This is a genomic window from Paenibacillus terrae HPL-003 (assembly GCF_000235585.1).
In the GTDB taxonomy this organism is placed as follows: Bacteria; Bacillota; Bacilli; order Paenibacillales; family Paenibacillaceae; genus Paenibacillus; species Paenibacillus terrae_B.
Window position 1 is genome coordinate 5550876 of sequence record NC_016641.1, and the last position, 18867, is coordinate 5569742.

The following is an 18867-nucleotide window of genomic DNA, read 5'->3' on the forward strand; positions in this document are numbered from 1 at the left end:
GCCATCTCTGATGCCTGTTCAGGCTTTTATGCTCTTAGAGAGCTGTTTGCAGCCCATTCTCCAGTACGCGGACCAATTGGCCTTCACTTTCGTTAACGCCCGCCTTCGTCAGTTTCACGCGGCACACCTTGCCAACCAGATCCTTAGTACCTTCAAACACCAGTTGGATGTAATTGTCACTATAGCCGTAGAGTATGCCGCTATCTTCGGTCCCTTTCGGCGCAACTTCTGGAATGACCTCCAGCACCTGACCTACAAACTTCTCAGCATACGCCAGTTGCATTTGCTCTGACAGTCTAATCAACTCATGCACACGTGCATTTTTCACGTCCTCATCCACCTGATCCTCCATACGTGCCGCAGGCGTACCGCTGCGCTTGGAATAAGGGAACACATGCATTTCCGAGAAGCCAATTTTTTTCATCAGCTCATAGCCGTTGCGGAACATTTCGTCCGTTTCCCCAGGAAAACCAACAATAACGTCTGTCGTAATCGCCACATCCGGCATTGCCTTGCGAATCATAAGCATTTTATTGTAAAACTCTTCTGTTGTGTATTTGCGACGCATCCGTTTCAGCACGGTGTCATCTCCCGCCTGAAGAGGAATGTGAAAATGACGCACCAGCTTGGTGGAACGGTTCAGCACATCAAGCATTTTTTCATCAATCTGGCTGGCTTCAATCGAGCTGATGCGGATACGCTCCAGCCCTTCCACCTGCTCCAAATCCCATAGGAGATCGGACAGGTCATAATTGTCCATGTCGTCACCATAACCACCTGTATGAATACCTGTGAGTACAATTTCTTTATAACCCGCATGCACCAGTTGACGCGCCTGAGTCATAATGCTCGCGGCATCGCGGCTGCGGGACAAACCACGCGACCACGGAATGATGCAGAAGGTGCAAAAGTTGTTGCAGCCATCCTGAATTTTCAAAAACGCACGTGTGTGGTTAGCAAAATCAGGCACATCCATTTCCTCGAACACGCGCGTTTTCATAATGTTGCGCACAGCATTTACAGGTTGACGCGACTCTTGAATCTCCTGAACAAACGGAATAATTTTGTCCCGGTCCTGTGTACCAATCACGAGATCGACACCGGGAATATCCATAATTTCGGCTGGAGAAGTTTGAGCGTAGCAGCCCGTTACTGCTACAATGGCATCTGGATTTCGACGAATCGCGCGACGAATAATCTGACGGCTCTTTTTATCGCCAGTATTCGTAACCGTACATGTATTAATAAGGTAGACGTCAGCTGTCTGCTCATCAAAATCTACCTGCTCATAGCCTTCATTTTTGAACAGCTGCCAAATCGCTTCTGTATCATAAAAGTTTACCTTACAACCCAATGTGTAAAATGCCACTGATGGCATGTTAAATCCCTCCCATTTCTCCTGACTCATATAAAATGCACGCCAATGCAGCCATACCTGCGGTTTCCGCACGCAAAATACGTCTTCCCAGCCCTGTAGACTGCGCCCCGGCCTGCTCGGCCTCCAGGCTCTCCGCTTCGCTGAAGCCGCCTTCCGGACCCACTACCAGCAGAACACGCGGCTTGTCCGCCGACGTCCATTGTCCTGCCAAAGGCTGAATCACGTCCCGTAGCTGCTGCCCCCGCTCTTTTTCATAACAATAGCATATCAAATCATACTTTGAAAAAGAAGCCAGCAGCTCTTTCCACGTCAGGGGTGCGCTAATTTCAGGAATCCGATTACGATGGCTTTGCTCAGCCGCTTCCTTTACAATCTTGCGCCAACGCTCCAGTCGCTTGCCTTCTTTTTTGGCATCATACTGCACGACCGTACGCTCGGACAAAAACGGTACAAACCCCGCTGCCCCGATTTCTGTACATTTTTGCATAACGGTCTCCATCTTATCTCCCTTGGGAAGACTTTGGGCAATGGTAACCTGCACATGCGGTTCGGAGGTCATCTCCAGCGGCTCGATGATCGTCGCCGTCACACGATCTTGTTCTATCGTAGCCAGTGCAGCCAGCGCTTCCCTTGTTACCCCGTCACTGACTATAATTTTGTCACCACTACGACCGCGCATGACCTTGGCAATATGTCGCGCATCCTCACCCGCCACGATCACATGGTCTTCCAGAAACTGCTCTGCTGGAATAAAATAACGCTGCATTGTCTCTCACACCTATTCTGAAAATAACTGTTATCCATTGGCTTTCTGTACAATATCCGAATAAATCACCAAGCATCATCATATCATCTTTTGCGCCCGCATGACCAGTGTGTTACTGCTTCAATGTTTATACTACCGTCCATACCCGTAAAAAAGGAGCCGTTAGGCTCCAAATAATCCGATGATGTAAAAAGCGAACTGCAAAAACTGCATGTAAATCGTCTGCGACAGCATGTACAGCGGCTCAATCGTCACCGCCCGCACCTGCGGGATAACAAGGATCAACAGAAAAATAAAGATAGACCACTGCTCAAAATGCTGAAGTTTGCGGCGCAGAGGTGTAGGGGCCACATCCTCCACAATCCGGTAACCATCCAGCGGTGGCAACGGAATTAAATTAAAAATAAACAAAAACAGATTCAAACTAATCAGTGAATTGATAAACAAGTTGATGGCCTGAGCCACCCGCTGATTCTCTATATTCGGCAGCACCTGAAAATGAAGCAGCACCGCATAAATCAGGGTAGCCACAAATGCAAGCAGCAAATTACTCAGCGGTCCAGCAGCAGACACGACAATCCCCATAGAACGTGGACGGTTGAAATTGTCACGATTGACCGGAACCGGCTTGGCCCAGCCAAAGCCTCCGATCAGCAGCAACAGCGTGCCCAGTATATCAATATGCACCGCCGGATTTAAAGTCACGCGCCCCAGCAGCTTGGCTGTAGGGTCACCGAATTTATTGGCATAATACGCATGTGCAAACTCATGTACCGTAAAAGATATGATCAGAGCCAGCAAATAAAATGGAAGAACCTCTAGCTTCACACGAAAAATACTTTGTAAAAAATCCATGGTTACCTCTTTCTCGCCACAAACGCCAGCCAATCCTCATCACGGCACGTTTCGGCAATGTCGAAGCCAGCCGCCTTCAATGCGTTTTCGACAATCTCTTCTTTGTTCTTCCAAATCCCTGAAGCGATATAAATACCACCTGGCTCCAGAGCTTTGTACACATCATCAATGAACAACAAAATAATTTCGGCCAAAATATTAGCGACCACCAGCTTCACTGGCAGCTGGATACCCAGCGTCGGATCGCTCGCATTCAGCACAGACAGCAGATCGCTCTCTTTAATGGTAATGCGATCCTCCAACCCGTTCAGATGGGTATTTTCCAGCGCACTGGATACCGCTACTGGATCAAGGTCCAGAGCCAGTACATGCTTCGCTCCCAGTTGCACGGCTCCAATCGCCAAAATGCCGGAGCCTGTGCCCACGTCAATGACTTCTTCTCCACCCTTGATCACAGATTCCAACGCTCTCAGACAAAGTGATGTTGTCGGATGCGTTCCGGTGCCAAAGGCCATGCCGGGGTCCAGCTCAATGATTTTTTCATCCTCACTTGCAGGCTCATAGTCCTCCCAAGTCGGTTTGATCGTCAGACGGTCCGACACACGTAACGGCTTGAAGTATTGCTTCCAGGCATTAGCCCAGTCATCTTCGTTGACCGTTTTCAGCTCATACCGAACCTCGCCGGGGTCAATATCGAATGTTCTCAATTCTTCGACGCGTGGCTCAATTTGCGCACGGATCCCGTCCATCTCAACTTCTTCGGCAAAATACCCCTTGATGGTCGCCTGTCCTTCAGGAATGTCATTCAAGGGCCGATCATACCACTGTCCGTAGGACGTATCCCGTGGTTTGTTCAGCGAACCGGATTCTTCAATGGAAACCCCTCCCGCACCTGCTTCGTGCAGAAAATTCGAAATCATTTCGACGGCTTCTTCGGTTGTATGTATTGTAATTTCATGCCACAACATGGTTTTCATTTCCTCCTCATTTCACATGCATACTCTATATTGTACTATATACATGCATAGGAGTTCAAAAAAGCTAGTATCATCGAAGTGCAAAATGTTTTTGTAGAACTTGGTCGAAACAGTAGATGTTGCACCTCTGGGCGTGCAAACCATCAGCTGATTATTGAAAATCAAACGCCTGCGACTACTGCTTTCGTTTCCGGTCCCCTTGTTTTTAGCACAACAGCCTATAGCGGATAATTAAATAAACAAGAGGATGAAACACAAAAAAGACGGGCGATCCCACAAATCATATTTAATGATAGGGATGACCCGTCTTATTGAATTCTACTCGCTGTCGTTTATAATGCGCTCCTGACGACGATCAGCTACTTCACTGCGCCGGATCGCTTCCAAATCCTGAGCATCTGCCTGCTCTGCCGAGAACTCAACATCCTCATTTTTAGCAGATTGCGCACGCTTGATTTTCTCGGTTTTGGTCAGCACTTTATCGAACCGTTTGTTTGTAGGCATCTGTCACAGCTCCTTCCAAAGTTTTCACATCATACCACCCGCCTGCTCTACGATAGACATCGCCTGATGATGAATGGATTCATCCACCACAGCGGTCAACAATATATCGCGGCCTGTCGGCCCACCTTGCCCGCCGTCACTCATTCCGCTGGCAGATGGATCAGCCGCAGCCAGTATCGCTGGAGTTGCATCCGTAAACTCCACTCCCTGCGTCAGTGAGGACAAGCTGCTAATTTGTCCCGCAAATACAGGTAATCCGACGTTGCCTGTAGACTGTCGGGGATAGCGGCTGAATCGGTCTATAGATACATCTGCTGCCCGGAGAGCTTCCAGCTTTCTAGCTGCTCCTTGTGCTTCCTCGGGGCTTTTGAAATACGCCAAAATATTTTTTTCACTCATCCCCAAAACTCCCTGTGTGGTATTGAGCGCAGCTCCCTGTTCAAGAACATAGACAGCTGCGCTTTGCTATATCCTGCTCATTGGCACGGATTTATATTCCCCACAAAGGCTGAACGGAACAAACAACACCGAGTTTGGTATGCTGAAACGGTTGGAAAGTAGTTTGTGAAGACTATAACTTTTTCGGGTGCAAAGCAGCGGCAGGAGCTTCTCCTGCTTGGGCTACTCCTGTCTCCCACGCAGCGCGAATGACAGCGTCACGAACCTTAGTGACCACCTTTGGATTAAACACATTAGGTATGATATAAGTTTCACTAAGCTCCTCAGGGCTGATCGCATCAGCAATAGCAAGCCCGGCAGCCAGCTTCATTTCTTCATTAATCGTCGTGGCATGGCAATCCAGTGCGCCCCGGAAAATTCCCGGGAAGCACAGCACATTGTTAATCTGATTTGGAAAATCAGAGCGGCCCGTAGCCAGAACACGTACATAAGGCGCTGCTGAAGCCGGATCTATCTCCGGCTTCGGATTCGCCATAGCGAAGACAATAGGATCAGCAGCCATGCTCTGAATATCCTCCACACTCAGTAAATCCGGCCCTGACAGACCAATGAACACATCGGCCCCCACAATCACCTCGGATAAACTGCCACTCACATTGTACGGATTGGTCATGCTCGCATACTCCGTCCAATGTGGATTGCTATATTCCACCCCACGATGAATGGCTCCCTGCCGATCAACGCCAATCAGATTGCGTACACCCGCCTTGAGCAACATCCGAGAGCAAGCCGTACCCGCCGCACCGATACCTGCAAATACGACTTTGACATCCTCTATTTTTTTGCCACATACCTTCAATGCATTCACCAGACCTGCTAACACGACGACAGCCGTACCATGCTGATCATCATGAAATACCGGAATGTCCAGCTCCTCTTTCAATCGTCTTTCGATCTCAAAACAGCGCGGTGAAGAGATATCCTCCAGATTAATACCACCAAAGGCAGGAGCAATCATTTTGACAATTTGAACAATTTCATCAGGGTCTTTCGTATTAAGGCAGATTGGAAATGCATCGACACCTGCAAACTGCTTGAACAGTACCGCCTTGCCTTCCATCACAGGCATAGCTGCCTCGGGTCCGATATCTCCCAATCCTAGCACCGCTGTTCCATCCGATACGACCGCCACTGTATTTTTCTTGATCGTTAATTGATACGCTTTCGCTGGATCATTCGCAATTTCCATGCAGATTTCAGCTACACCGGGGGTGTAAACCTTGGATAGTTCCTCCATGCTTGCAATCGGCTGCTTCGGTTGGGTTTCCATTTTACCGCCCTCATGTAATTGTCTGATCTCTTCTATTAAGCTACTCATGCTTCTCTCCATCCTTTCATGTCAGTATATTTGTTATAAATATCAGGCTTTTGTATAGACTCATCAACTCCATAAATTGAGTAACAAGGTTGCTAAAATGACTGTGGCTGCCCCACCAATGCGTGTTGCAATTTGTGCAAAAGGCATCAGCTCCATACGATTCGATGCAGACAGGATTGCCACATCCCCTGTACCACCTAATCCGCCACGACAACTGGTTACCAACGCAGCCTCCACCGGGTACATGTGAATCCACTTTCCTGTGAAGTATCCAGCAACAATCAATGCAACCACAACGGATGCGCAGGTTATGGCATAAGGAATCGTGAGAATTCCAACTACACTATCCAAAGGCACGTACAAAATACCCAATCCCACCATCAACGGCCATGTCAAACTTGCCGCAATACATTTGTACAAATGAAAAGCTCCCTGCTCTATCTGGGCAGGCATCGCTTGAATACACTTCATTAAGGCCGCAGCCAGAATCATCAGAATCGGGCCAGGAATATGAAGATACGGCTCCAGCAGTTTACCTACAATAAAGAAAGTACAGGCTAGCAGCAGCCCCCCACCCATCAATGGAAACGAGACAGGCTGTTCCAGACTCACCGGAGATAACTTTTCCCCCTCTTTATCCAGTTTCAACAACTTACCGTTACCTGAAGTATGTGGCTTTTTCTCCGCCATTTTTTTCAAAATACCCGCGCCTATGATGGCAACAATATTGCCAATGATCGCAGCCGGGATAAACTGGGATACGAAGATCGCTGAATCCTTGCCCAGCACCAATCCATACGAAATGGACAATGGCAGAATGCCTTCCCCGATCCCGCCGGAGATAATCGGGATGATGATGTAAAAAAACGTATGATAAGCACTGTAGCCAAAAGCCATACCCACCACCATACCTACTGCTACGGCTGCGATGGAGCCTATTATAATGGGGGCAAAAATTTTGACAATTCCGTTCATCAGCATCTTCCGATCCATACCCAGAATACTTCCGGTGACCAGACAAGCGATATAAAAATAAAGGAAATTTGAGGTTTTCATCAGCGTGTGTACTGCACCCATCGCAGATGGAGGGAACATGTTCCAAAATACCATCAACGATGGAACCATGAGTGACAGAATCGCGGGGCCGCCAATATGCTTGAGCAGCGGAAGTTTCGACCCCAGATCACTGAGGAGTATGCCTAAAATCATAATGACGGCAAACCCGCCCAACAGATCATTCGGAAGTCTCTGTGTAATCGCAGCTGCGTATACAATCAACGCAATCACGACATATAACGGAAGCGGAATAACTCCCACTTTTATCCTGCCTAGCATCCTGATGCCGTCTACAGGATTTTTACGCCATTTTTGCCACTTTTGAATGACCGGCTGGTTTGTAGCATTTTCCATAAAGCTCCCTCCTTGAAGTGAAGAATGATGACCATGATTCCATTCTACACCTTAGAAAACGCTTTATTTGGTTTTTAAACTAATCATTCACTTTTGTAATTAAAGTAATCGGAGAGGCTTAAATATAACCGCTCATAATTTCCTCCGCCTGCGGTAAAATTCGATACTGATAAACAGGTCGCCCGATGGTGCCGTATACGGTTTCCATGGCAAGTGCCTCAATTTCCGTCAAAAAAGCAAGGTACTTGCGCATAGATACTCTGGATATCCCTGCATTCTCCGCAATATCCTCGGTGGAAAATAGCATCTCTTCATGCTGCCGGATACAGTTCCATATCATGGCCAGCGTGGATTTGGTTACTCCTTTGGGTAGTCGGGACAGCTCTTTAGTTGAGCTTTTATGATAAAGCAACCGATCCAGCTCCTCCTGCGAAAGCAAGCTGCGCTCACGCACGATACTGACATGCTCCCGATAACCCGTGAGCGCCTCCAGAAAACGATTAAAGTGAAATGGCTTTATCAAATAATCCACCGCGCCGAAATTCATCGCTTTTTTGACACTGTTCATATCGCTTGCAGCCGAAATCACGATGACATCCACATTCACTCCTGTCTCACGAATAAAAGCCAGTAAATCAAGTCCATTGCTTTCCTGCATATACACATCCAGCAAAATCAGATCAATCGCTTGTTCTTCCAGAAATTTCTTGGCGTCTTCTACCGAAGCGGCCCAGCCCCCACATCGAAAGCCCTCTACTTGCTCCGTGTATTTGCGGTTAAACTCGGCAACCATCGGATCATCTTCTACAATTAAGACATTAATCATGCTCATCATTCCCCATTATGGTGTATGGAATCTTAATCTGAAAACAGCACCCTTGCTCGGCCGGAATCAGCTCTATGGTTCCTTTTAATCTTTTCACACTTTGCGTTACCAGATAAAGCCCCATTCCCCGCGACTCTCCCTTGGTCGAAAAACCCTTTTCAAATATCGCCTCTACGAGAGGTTCCGGTATGCCTGGTCCATTATCACTTATCACACAGGTCAGACAGCCATTCTTCTCATTTTCCTCATAATAAAGCGCCAAGGTAATCCGCTTGTGCTCCAGAGATTCCATCGCCTCCACGGCATTATCAAACAGATTCCCCAGTATGGTAATCAGTTCATGAATTGTTTGGGTGCGACCGGATTCAGGCAAATAGCTGCCCGGAGTCAATTCGAAACTCACACCAACCTCTCTGGCCCGGCTTAATTTCCCCAAAACAAAGCCCGCCATCACCGGGTCCCTAATTTGCCGAGTAGTCGAGCCAATCTCCACTTGATGATGCTCAACGGCATCCATGATGTAATGCTCCAGTTTAGCGTACATTCGCAAATGTACCATCCCCATAATGACATGCAGCTTGTTCATAAATTCGTGAGCCTGTGCACGCAGCGCCTCCGTATACAGGGACACTCCTGTCAAACGTTCGGCAAGCTGTTTTACCTCCGTTTTATCCCGAAAGGTTACAATGGCTCCCACAATCCCCCCTTTGACCCGTATCGGAACACTGGTGGTGAGCAAGGTTATTCCCCCCAGCTCCATGTCCTCATCCATTCGTGGAGTGCCTGCCGCCAAAACTTCTTGTAATCGAAAAGCGGACACATAAGCGTTAATCTCCTGCCCTGAAGACGAGATATCCTCAATTCCTGCTTGTCTGAGCAGACGAATCGCTTCCGCATTCATTAACAAAACACGTCCGGATTCATCCACTGCAATGACGCCTTCCTTAATGGACTGAAGCATAGCGTTGCGTTCCTCCAGCAAGCGTGCAATTTCCGGTGGCTCCAGACCAAACAGCATATTTTTGATTTTACGGGCCAGCACAACAGCCCCTCCGGTACCGATTAACATTCCGACGCCAATGGCGATAATAATAAGGCGGTAATTGCCTTCCTGAGCCCTCAGTACATCTTGCATGGATATACCGACGACAATCGCTCCCAACTGCTTCCCCGTTGAGCTGAATACGGGAGAAAAAGCGCGCATGGACAGGCCCAATGTTCCCTTCGCAACAGATACACTCTCATGACCATGAAGTGCAGTGGATTCATCTCCACCAGCAAAGGCTTTGCCGATCATCCTGGGATCCGGGTGTGTTTTGCGAATGCCCTTCATGTCCATAACTACGATAAACTGAACATGATTAGCAGATGAAACCTTTTGCACATACTCCTGCATGGAGGAAGACGAATCAGACTGCTGCAAATGCTCAATAATAAGCGGTGCATGGGAAAGTGTACGTGCGATGGACATCGCTTTTTCCTCCAGCCCCATTTTGGTTTCATGCTCAACTCTCTCGGCAAATAACAGAGTTACGGGCAGGAGCACCAGTGCCATAACGAGGCAAACCAGCAGCGTAATCAGCCCTCTGAGCTTGAATAGCGGTTTACCCCGACGCAGCTTATGCTGTGACTTTTCGATAGAACTCACCCTTTCACACTTCATGTTAAAGTAAAATAGTCCAATAATGCTTATACAAAAATGGTTATGTATGTGTTTACGTGAATTTGCATAGCTATAATCTTATACAGCTTCCTTCCACTCTTTTGTATAATAAAAAAGGGAACTACTCCGCAATTGCGGAACAGTTCCCTCCGATTCACGGTTGAAGCTCCGCGATTCTAACCTGGCTTAGTCGCCTCGGAAGGCGCGCTTCACACGGTCAAAAAAGGATTGCTCATTCTCATGTGTCTGCTCACCGCTAAGCGAAGAGAACTGACGCAACAATTCCTTCTGTTCCTCACTCAGCTTGCTAGGCGTTACCACAACCACCTTAATGTGCTGGTCACCCTGACCTACGCCACGCAGTTTTGGCACACCCTTACCTTTAAGACGAAAATATGTTCCTGTTTGTGTACCAGCTGGAACTTTCAGCTTCACTTTCTCAGTCAGCGTCGGAATTTCGACTTCATCTCCCAACGCTGCCTGCGAGAACGTCAGCGGAATTTCACAGTAGATATCGTCTCCCTCACGCTCAAAGAAGTCATGCGACTTCACACGGAAAACGACATACAGATCACCTGCCGGTCCTCCGTTGACACCGCCTTCGCCTTCACCGTTGATACGCATTTGCGCGCCGTCATCCACACCCGCCGGAATGCGGATATGAATTTTACGCTGCTTGCGCACACGACCAGAACCACTACAAGTGGTGCATTTCTCTTTGATGATTTTTCCACTACCACCGCAGTTGGAGCAGGCCCGACGATTAACCATCCGGCCAAACGGTGTATTCTGCACAACTTCTTCTTGTCCGCTACCGTGGCAGACGGAACAGGTTTGTGGTTGAGTACCCTTTTTGGCTCCCGTACCATGACACGTATCACACGTTTCCGTGCGCTCAATGTTAATGTCGGTTTCCTTGCCGAATACGGCTTCCTTAAATTCGATCGTCATCGTATATTGAAGATCATTACCACGCTGCGGTGCATTCGGGTCACGTCGACCATTGCCGCCACCGCCAAAAAACATATCAAAAATATCGCCAAATCCGCCACCAAAGTCGGCTCCACCACCGAAGCCGCCTCCCATGCCCTGATTCGGGTCTACATGACCGTATTGATCGTATCTTGCCCGCTTCTGACCATCACTGAGAACGTCATAAGCCTCTTTCACTTCTTTAAATTTGGTTTCCGCGTCCGCAGCCTTGTTCACGTCCGGATGATACTGACGCGCCAGCTTACGGTAAGCCTTTTTAACATCTTCATCCGAAGCGCCCTTCGCGACGCCCAGCACCTCATAATAATCGCGCTTATCAGCCAATGTTCCACCCCCATGCCTACAACGTGTCTGCACTACATATAAAAGGAAAGCCAAAGGCACGGGATGACCCGGCTTTGACCTTCCCATCATTTCAAGGCAGTACAACCCGTAATATGCTTATTTATTCTGAAAATAACTGTTACCCTTCGGCTAATCGTTCTTTATCAAGGCAGCTACGCTGCTTCTTTTCATTCAGTATATTATAACGCACCGGTGTACCGTAATGCTACTACCACTACCCGATCCGTAGCTTAGTCTTTCTTCTTGTCTTCGTCAACAACTTCATAGTCTGCATCAACCACATTATCGCGGCCTTTGCTGTCTGCTGCGCCGTCTTGAGCTTGTTGAGCCTGTGCTTCTTGAGCAGCTTGCTCATACAGCTTCACGGACAGCTGCTGAACGATCTCAGTCAGCTCTTCAGTAGCCTTTTTGATGTCTTCCAGGTTGTCAGTTTCCAGCGTTTTTTGCAGACTTTCTTTAGCTGCATTCGCTTTTTCGACTTCGCCTGCATCCGCTTTTTCACCCAGATCTTTGATCGTTTTGTCTACGGAGTAAATCAGTTGGTCCGCAGAGTTTTTCGCTTCTACCAGATCTTTGCGTTTTTTATCTTCTTCCGCATGCAGCTCAGCGTCTTTCATCATACGTTCTACTTCCTCGTCGCTCAAGCCGCTGGAGGATGTGATCGTAATTTTTTGGCTCTTGCCTGTACCTTTATCTGTAGCGGATACGTTCACGATACCGTTGGCATCCAGATCAAAAGTAACTTCGATTTGCGGTACACCGCGTGGTGCTGGAGGAATATCTCCCAGTTGGAAACGGCCCAGCGTTTTGTTGCCTGCTGCCATTTCACGTTCACCTTGCAATACGTGGATTTCCACGCTAGGCTGGTTGTCGGCATACGTCGAGAACACCTGCGATTTGCTCGTAGGGATCGTCGTGTTACGCTCGATCATTTTAGTGAATACGCCACCTGCGGTTTCAATACCGAGGGATAGTGGAGTTACATCGAGGAGAACGACGTCTTTCACATCACCTGTCAGTACGCCCGCTTGAACTGCGGCACCCAAAGCTACCACTTCATCAGGGTTTACGCCTTTATGAGGCTCTTTGCCTGTCAGTTTCTTAATGGCTTCCTGTACAGCCGGAATACGTGTGGAACCACCGACCAGAACGATTTTGTCGATATCGCTGGCACTCATGCCTGCATCTTTCATCGCTTGACGAGTAGGTCCCAAAGTACGTTCTACCAGACCTTCAGACAATTCTTCAAATTTCGCACGAGTCAGGTTCAGCTCCAAATGCTGTGGAACGCCGTCAGCTACCGTAATGAATGGTAGTGAAATCGTCGTTGTCAATACGCCGGACAGCTCTTTTTTCGCTTTTTCCGCTGCATCTTTCAAACGTTGTACAGCTGCTTTATCTTTGCTCAGGTCGATGCCTTGATCTTTTTTGAACTCAGTTACGAGGTAATCAATAATCACTTGGTCGAAGTCATCGCCGCCCAGCTTGTTGTCGCCGCTTGTCGCTTTAACTTCGAAGAAACCGTCGCCCAGTTCCAGAATGGAAACGTCGAATGTACCGCCACCCAGGTCATAAACAAGGATTGTTTGGTCTTCGGATTTTTCCATACCGTATGCCAATGCAGCTGCTGTTGGCTCGTTGACAATACGCAGCACTTCCAGACCCGCGATTTTACCCGCATCCTTGGTTGCTTGACGTTGGCTGTCATTGAAGTAAGCTGGAACCGTGATAACGGCTTGAGTTACCGTTTGTCCCAGGTATGCTTCAGCATCGGATTTCAGCTTTTGCAAAATCATAGCAGAAATTTCTTGTGCGGAGTATTCCTTGCCGTCAATGTTTTCTTTATGGTTTGTACCCATGTGACGTTTGATGGACATAATTGTACGATCCGGGTTTGTGATCGCTTGGCGTTTTGCTGTTTCACCTACAGTACGTTCTCCATCCTTTTTGAAACCAACAACCGAAGGGGTTGTGCGTGCGCCTTCCGGATTTGGAATTACAACGGCTTCGCCGCCCTCCATAACAGCCACACAAGAGTTGGTTGTACCTAAGTCAATACCGATTACTTTACTCATCAGACAATTCCTCCTTCTGTATATACGAGGCCTTCAGGCCGAAATAGTTAAAGCCAATGATGTGTTGCTAATGTATATTAAAAAAGCTACATGCTCACTTTTACCATAGCCGGACGAAGCACCTTGTCCTTCAGCATGTATCCTTTTTGCACCTCTTCAACGACGATGCCTTCCTCATGCTCTTCGCTTTCCACCTGCATAATCGCTTGATGGAAATCAGGGTTAAACGGTTGGCCCACCGCATTCATGACCGTCACTCCCTCAGCCTGAAGCACGCTCTCAAACTGACGGAAGATCATCTCCACGCCCTTGGTGAATGACTCAGCCTCCGCTCCTTGCGGTGCTGTTGCCAGCGCACGCTCGAAGTTATCCAGAACAGGCACCAATTCGGTAACCAGCTTCATAGATGCATATTTGGCAAGGTCCTCTTTTTCTTTCAGCGTACGACGACGAAAATTATCGAAATCCGCCTGTGCGCGTAAAAAACGCTGTTGGTGCTCTTCCGCCTCCACGCGAAGCTTAGCCAGCTCTGTATCACTCTCTTGGGCTTCCAGTGCTGCCGCTTCGTTCACCGGCTCTTCCTGCTGGCTCGTCTCAGTGGCTTCCTCTGTGCTTACATTTTGTTGTTTTTCTTCTTGGAACACTTGTTCTTCCTTCAAAATGTTTCACCTCCTTCAAGTCATAACTACCATTACATTCATATTTGTACATTCAAACTTGTTTGCTGCACTTCATTTCAAGTTGCTGTTACTTACTTTGCAAAAACACGCAGCAATGCACCCGCGCAGGATACATACCGTATCCCGGCGCGGAACATGTAGAACCGCAACATGTGCAGTCTTATTCTATTTAAACCGCTGCGTAAGCATTGCGGTCAAATCCTTAGACAGGATGCCCAAAATATTGATAACTCTCGCATACTCCATCCGTGTTGGACCCAGTATACCTATTGTGCCCAACGCTTCGCCATCTACCGCATATGTCGCGGTGATCAGACTGCAATTTGCAAACGCCTCATGGTCATTTTCGGTACCGATGCGGACTTGAATTTCGGGCGCTCCGGCGACAGGCGTCATCAGCTTAAGCAGCGTTGGTGTTTCCTCCAGCAGATCGAGAATATGTTTGACCTTTTCAACGTCCTTAAATTCAGGCTGATTTAGCATGTTCGTCGCACCGCTCAAATACAAGCGCTGATCCGATTCATTATCCAATGCTTTATCCAGCACCTTCATAGCATCCTCAAAATGGGACACGTGCTTCTCCATTTCCTGACCCAACGCGGTGTAAAGACGTGATTTCAGCTGATAAATCGGCACGCCGACCAGCTTGCTGTTCAGCAAGTTCACAACCTTCTCCATCTCGGAAATCGAAATTCCCGGCGGAATATCCACCGTCTTGTTCTCCACCTGACCGGTATTGGTCACGATAATCGCTACAGCCGTCGTTTCGTTGAGCGGCAATAGCTGAAAATGACGCAATGAAGTATGAAAAACCTCCGGCCCAAGCAGGATGGAAGTATAATTGGTCATATGGGACAAAATACCAGATGCATGCTGGATTACTTGTTCCATTGCATTCAGCTTTTCGGCGTAAAAGGCTTTTAATTCTCGCGTTTCCATAGGCTTCAGCGTATCCAGTGGTACCAAATGGTCTACATAATAACGGTAGCCTTTGTGAGACGGGATGCGTCCCGCAGAAGTATGGGGTTGCTCCAGATAGCCCTGATCCTCCAAATCCGACATTTCATTACGAATCGTGGCGGGGCTAAATCCGACATCCTGCCTTTTGGATATGCTGCGGGAACCCACTGGCTCAGCCGAACGAATGTAGTCATCAATAATCGCATTCAAAATGAGTCTCTGACGTTCGGTTAACAAGCGAATCCCCCCTTTTGTTTATCCATAATAGCATGATTGTTGAATGGAATCATTAGCACTCGTTCGCGATGAGTGCTAACCGATAATACAAAAATACCAAACCGACCTGATCATTGTCAAGTCAGATCAGTATTTTCAATGCCATGATTTCATCACAATGGTTTTGCTGGCTAAAGTGAATACAGTCAGTCCATACCTTTTAAACATTATTTTCAATTATATAGGCTGAACTTTAAAGTTTCTTATTGTGCCACTGCGCAGTCGGATGGTGCTTCCCATCGCCACCGTCCCCAGATTTCTTAAATTAAGTTTATAATCAGGATAGAAATCCGGGGACAAAAGCGACCGCTGCGCTTGTACAGCACCATTCCGCCTACTCCGTTTTATGTTCATTTTTCAAATTCAACTTATAAAGCTCTAAAATATATCAATTCAAAAGTAATTATCAATATTACTTGCGTTGAAATAACCTAATTTCAATTTATTAACTATTTGGTCTTCCGTTAAATTATTTATAATAATTTCTCTTTCGAGATTCTCCAGCCAAGCAATTTTCATGCGTTTCATAAAAATAGTCAACAAAAATTGAAGTAGTATTACAATAATGACCATAACTAAACCATCAAAAATTTGTTTCCACAATATATTATTAAAATTGTAATTTATACAAATATAACTTGTTAGCAAAAAAGTCATTATGAGTTTAAGCAAATTACTAAACAAAAGCCTGATAATAAATATCAACAGCTTTCCATGAAGCTCATGGGCTTCAATTCTTTTTTCAGAATTCACATTGGTAGATTGGTACTCTTCAAATTCCCCTTTCCTATGCGGATCAATTATAAGCATTCAAGTAGGTACTGTTTCAAATAAATACCGTATACAATATAGAATAAAATATAGAATAAACAAAAAATTTTTCGAGTGAAATAGAAAATATGCATTTGATCCTAAAAATGATATTAGCATAATTAGCTGATATCTCCACAAAATTCTTAATCCTTTTATATCAATTGAACTGGTTGGGGAACCATACTTCTTTATTTTCCCTTGCCTATAATAGCTGTTAAAAAAGTCGAAAAGCGTAATTGCTGTATTACCGAATAGTACATACCCAATTAAAACAGTCTTCCAATTTTTTTGAATAGCTGCGATATCTGGATATATCCAATAAGCAAGACCCATAACTGCCAAAAGCAAAGTCCAATTAGTAATACCACTTGAAATAATTTTTTGCCGTTCTCTGTCCTGCAGTCTATTAACATAATCAAGCCAGTCTTTTTGTAATTTCATTCTTTCCATTGATGTTAAGTCCTTCATTTTAAATTAACAACAAAAAATAACACTTATTTTATGGCTTTGAATGCCTATAAATAAGAGCTATTATGATGCCGACAACCCCATAAGGAGTCTGGATGGTGTACCTACCAAACTCAGTCCGCCTCATCAATTCATTTGGCAGTTTCCCGAAGCATTTAAGAATGGAGCAAACGATTGTAGTCCTTATAACTGAGACGAACGGTTAGCCTATACCCGGCAATAAAAACGAACTGACCTGATCATTCTCAGGTCAGTTCAGCATTTTCAACACCGCAATTTCATCACAATTGTTTTGCTTACTACAGTTAATGCAATCCGTCCATACCTTTTCAGGGAAAATCTCTTTGTTTACCACATCAAACCCGTTTTTTATAAAAAAGGAGACCTCGTAGGTCAAAGCCATAATTTTGGGGATACGCTGCCGCCGTGCTTCTATAATAAGGCCCTCTACGAGCTTGGAGCCGATGCCCATGCCTTTATGTCCTTCAGAAATACCAAGTGAGCGAATCTCTACCAAATCATCACCCAGTTTGCATAAAGAACCACAGCCGACGACTTCGCCGTCCACTTCTGCCACAATAAACAGCTCCAGTTGGCGCATAAGCACTTCCCTTGAACGTGGGAGCATAATTCCCCGCTCCGCATAGCCGCTAATCATTTGGTATAAAGGCTCCACATCCTCAGGAACCGCACTTCTGCACAATACATCTTTACACACTGAAGCCATCTTGCTCTCCTCCTGCCGCTTGCCGCATATAATGAATAAATATACAACATCACGCATAGAATCGCAATACTTCATTTACCCTGCCGTGACAGAATTGTGCTATAAAATGAGTGTCCCCGCTTATGGTGTGCAAACGTACCGTTTGAAGCTACCACTTATGAATTTACTGTAATGGAACCGATGAACTCCGCAAATACATCATTTCCGAACAAAATACCACGTTCGCTCAAACGATAACCGTCCTCGACCGGTTCGATCAATCCCGCATTCAGCATTTTTCCGAGTGGAGCCGTAAACGTATCCTCGAGTGACTGACCGAATTGAGCCTCAAAGCGGGACTTCGAGACACCTTCCAGCATTCTCAAACCGACCATGAGAAAATCCTCCATCGCTTCGGCCGCTGGCACCTCAAAGCTATCCAGACGCGGCAGTCCGTTACGGGTAGCCTCCACATAAGGATTAATGCCCTTAATGTTCATATGGCGCTCTCTGCCAACATATCCGTGCGCCCCAGCGCCGAGGCCATAATAGTCCTCATTCCGCCAGTAGGTCATATTGTGCTTGCTTCCCAAACCTGGTTTCGCAAAATTGCTGATCTCGTACTGCTCATAGCCCGCCTCTTTCATGCGACGCATCAGGAGCAAATACATTTCCAGTTCGTCATCCTCATGTGGAAGAGGAAGCTGATTTTTCTGGTACAATGTGTGGAATAGCGTGTTCTCTTCAACCTTCAAGCTATAGATGGAGTAATGAGGAAGCCCCAGCTCCAGTGCCCGGCTGACGCTTTCATGCAGCATTTCTACGGTCTGATTCGGTAAACCGAACATCAGGTCAATCGACAGATTGTCCAATCCGACCTTGCGTGCATTTTCCAGACTACGATAAACGTCATCTGTATTATGAATACGACCAATGCCCGTAAGCAATTCGTTTTGAAAAGCCTGTACGCCGAAGCTGAGCCGGTTCACGCCGCCTTCTTTCATTACAGTGAGTTTTTCAAAATCAGTTGTGCCCGGATTGGCTTCCATGGAAAACTCAATATCTTCCGACCAATTGGGGAAGTAGGTACGAACGCTTTTCAGGAAATATTCCATTTCCTTCGGATTCAGCGTTGTTGGTGTTCCGCCCCCGACAAAAATGGTTTTAATCTCACCCGGCGGGTGAAGGCGAACCGTATGCTCCATCTCCCGTTCCAGTGCATACAGGTATTCCATAACAGGCTGATCCTTAAGCACGTAAGAGTTAAAGTCACAGTAAAAGCATTTATTCGTGCAAAAAGGTATATGCAGATAAACCGCTTGAGGCGCGGATGAATGTTCATGTTTGTGTATGGATGCGGTCATACCGATCCTCCTTGTTAGGTGTGGTGTGGTG

17 protein-coding genes are annotated in these 18867 nt (G+C 46.7%); all 17 read right to left on the reverse strand.

The genetic code is table 11. The features are described 5' to 3' along the window. Positions 1-34: 34 nt before the first annotated feature. On the reverse strand, positions 35-1378 hold the full coding sequence (mtaB, locus tag HPL003_RS24625) for a tRNA (N(6)-L-threonylcarbamoyladenosine(37)-C(2))-methylthiotransferase MtaB (RefSeq protein WP_014282509.1): 1344 nt from the start codon (positions 1376-1378) through the stop codon (positions 35-37). Between the two features lies 1 nt (position 1379). Next, a complete protein-coding gene (locus tag HPL003_RS24630; RefSeq protein ID WP_014282510.1) occupies positions 1380-2144 on the reverse strand; it encodes a 16S rRNA (uracil(1498)-N(3))-methyltransferase in 765 nt (254 codons plus the stop codon). 162 nt (positions 2145-2306) lie between these two features. Then, entirely contained in the window at positions 2307-2999 is a 693-nt protein-coding gene (locus HPL003_RS24635; RefSeq protein WP_014282511.1) for a site-2 protease family protein, read from the reverse strand. A gap of 2 nt (positions 3000-3001) precedes the next feature. Beyond that, the gene (prmA, locus tag HPL003_RS24640) at positions 3002-3967 is read right to left on the reverse strand and encodes a 50S ribosomal protein L11 methyltransferase (RefSeq protein WP_014282512.1); all 966 of its coding nucleotides are present in this window, start codon (positions 3965-3967) and stop codon (positions 3002-3004) included. 327 nt (positions 3968-4294) lie between these two features. Beyond that, complete coding sequence (locus tag HPL003_RS24645; protein WP_014282513.1) at positions 4295-4480, reverse strand: YfhD family protein; 186 nt, start codon at positions 4478-4480, stop codon at positions 4295-4297. A 24-nt stretch (positions 4481-4504) separates the two neighbouring features. Beyond that, positions 4505-4879 carry a hypothetical protein gene (locus HPL003_RS24650; protein ID WP_014282514.1) on the reverse strand — a complete coding sequence of 125 codons (375 nt, stop codon included), beginning with the start codon at positions 4877-4879 and terminating at the stop codon, positions 4505-4507. Between the two features lie 172 nt (positions 4880-5051). Beyond that, positions 5052-6257 carry an NAD(P)-dependent malic enzyme gene (locus tag HPL003_RS24655; protein ID WP_014282515.1) on the reverse strand — a complete coding sequence of 402 codons (1206 nt, stop codon included), beginning with the start codon at positions 6255-6257 and terminating at the stop codon, positions 5052-5054. Positions 6258-6320: 63 nt separating this feature from the next. After that, positions 6321-7667: a 2-hydroxycarboxylate transporter family protein gene (locus HPL003_RS24660; protein WP_014282516.1), complete on the reverse strand. Its 1347-nt coding sequence runs from the start codon at positions 7665-7667 to the stop codon at positions 6321-6323. Positions 7668-7785: 118 nt separating this feature from the next. Then, positions 7786-8493 carry a two-component system response regulator DcuR gene (gene dcuR / locus HPL003_RS24665; protein ID WP_014282517.1) on the reverse strand — a complete coding sequence of 236 codons (708 nt, stop codon included), beginning with the start codon at positions 8491-8493 and terminating at the stop codon, positions 7786-7788. After that, complete coding sequence (dcuS, locus tag HPL003_RS24670; RefSeq protein ID WP_014282518.1) at positions 8486-10141, reverse strand: DcuS/MalK family sensor histidine kinase; 1656 nt, start codon at positions 10139-10141, stop codon at positions 8486-8488. Before dcuS ends, dcuR begins: the two co-directional genes overlap by 8 nt. Before the next feature lie 201 nt (positions 10142-10342). Next, complete coding sequence (dnaJ, locus tag HPL003_RS24675) at positions 10343-11473, reverse strand: molecular chaperone DnaJ (RefSeq protein ID WP_014282519.1); 1131 nt, start codon at positions 11471-11473, stop codon at positions 10343-10345. 251 nt (positions 11474-11724) lie between these two features. After that, positions 11725-13569, reverse strand: a complete 1845-nt coding sequence (gene dnaK / locus HPL003_RS24680) for a molecular chaperone DnaK (protein ID WP_014282520.1) — start codon at positions 13567-13569, stop codon at positions 11725-11727. Between the two features lie 86 nt (positions 13570-13655). Then, a complete protein-coding gene (gene grpE, locus HPL003_RS24685; RefSeq protein ID WP_014282521.1) occupies positions 13656-14228 on the reverse strand; it encodes a nucleotide exchange factor GrpE in 573 nt (190 codons plus the stop codon). Positions 14229-14414: 186 nt separating this feature from the next. After that, complete coding sequence (hrcA, locus tag HPL003_RS24690) at positions 14415-15446, reverse strand: heat-inducible transcriptional repressor HrcA (RefSeq protein WP_014282522.1); 1032 nt, start codon at positions 15444-15446, stop codon at positions 14415-14417. An 849-nt stretch (positions 15447-16295) separates the two neighbouring features. Then, positions 16296-16748: a hypothetical protein gene (locus HPL003_RS24700; RefSeq protein ID WP_014282524.1), complete on the reverse strand. Its 453-nt coding sequence runs from the start codon at positions 16746-16748 to the stop codon at positions 16296-16298. 268 nt (positions 16749-17016) lie between these two features. Beyond that, positions 17017-17493 (reverse strand): N-acetyltransferase, encoded by a 477-nt coding sequence (locus HPL003_RS24705; RefSeq protein WP_014282525.1) that lies wholly within the window; start codon positions 17491-17493, stop codon positions 17017-17019. 155 nt (positions 17494-17648) lie between these two features. After that, positions 17649-18836: a radical SAM family heme chaperone HemW gene (gene hemW / locus HPL003_RS24710; RefSeq protein ID WP_014282526.1), complete on the reverse strand. Its 1188-nt coding sequence runs from the start codon at positions 18834-18836 to the stop codon at positions 17649-17651. Between the last annotated feature and the right edge of the window lie 31 nt (positions 18837-18867).

What these genes read in the sequence shown, in the direction of transcription:
- HPL003_RS24655 (WP_014282515.1), bottom strand. Translation starts at nt 6,257, where the DNA reads ATGAGTAGCTTAATAGAAGAGATCAGACAATTACATGAGGGCGGTAAA.
- HPL003_RS24630 (WP_014282510.1), bottom strand. Translation starts at nt 2,144, where the DNA reads ATGCAGCGTTATTTTATTCCAGCAGAGCAGTTTCTGGAAGACCATGTG.
- HPL003_RS24650 (WP_014282514.1), bottom strand. Translation starts at nt 4,879, where the DNA reads ATGAGTGAAAAAAATATTTTGGCGTATTTCAAAAGCCCCGAGGAAGCA.
- HPL003_RS24700 (WP_014282524.1), bottom strand. Translation starts at nt 16,748, where the DNA reads ATGGAAAGAATGAAATTACAAAAAGACTGGCTTGATTATGTTAATAGA.
- HPL003_RS24705 (WP_014282525.1), bottom strand. Translation starts at nt 17,493, where the DNA reads ATGGCTTCAGTGTGTAAAGATGTATTGTGCAGAAGTGCGGTTCCTGAG.
- dcuR (WP_014282517.1), bottom strand. Translation starts at nt 8,493, where the DNA reads ATGATTAATGTCTTAATTGTAGAAGATGATCCGATGGTTGCCGAGTTT.
- dnaK (WP_014282520.1), bottom strand. Translation starts at nt 13,569, where the DNA reads ATGAGTAAAGTAATCGGTATTGACTTAGGTACAACCAACTCTTGTGTG.
- HPL003_RS24645 (WP_014282513.1), bottom strand. Translation starts at nt 4,480, where the DNA reads ATGCCTACAAACAAACGGTTCGATAAAGTGCTGACCAAAACCGAGAAA.
- hemW (WP_014282526.1), bottom strand. Translation starts at nt 18,836, where the DNA reads ATGACCGCATCCATACACAAACATGAACATTCATCCGCGCCTCAAGCG.
- HPL003_RS24660 (WP_014282516.1), bottom strand. Translation starts at nt 7,667, where the DNA reads ATGGAAAATGCTACAAACCAGCCGGTCATTCAAAAGTGGCAAAAATGG.
- mtaB (WP_014282509.1), bottom strand. Translation starts at nt 1,378, where the DNA reads ATGCCATCAGTGGCATTTTACACATTGGGTTGTAAGGTAAACTTTTAT.
- HPL003_RS24635 (WP_014282511.1), bottom strand. Translation starts at nt 2,999, where the DNA reads ATGGATTTTTTACAAAGTATTTTTCGTGTGAAGCTAGAGGTTCTTCCA.
- prmA (WP_014282512.1), bottom strand. Translation starts at nt 3,967, where the DNA reads ATGTTGTGGCATGAAATTACAATACATACAACCGAAGAAGCCGTCGAA.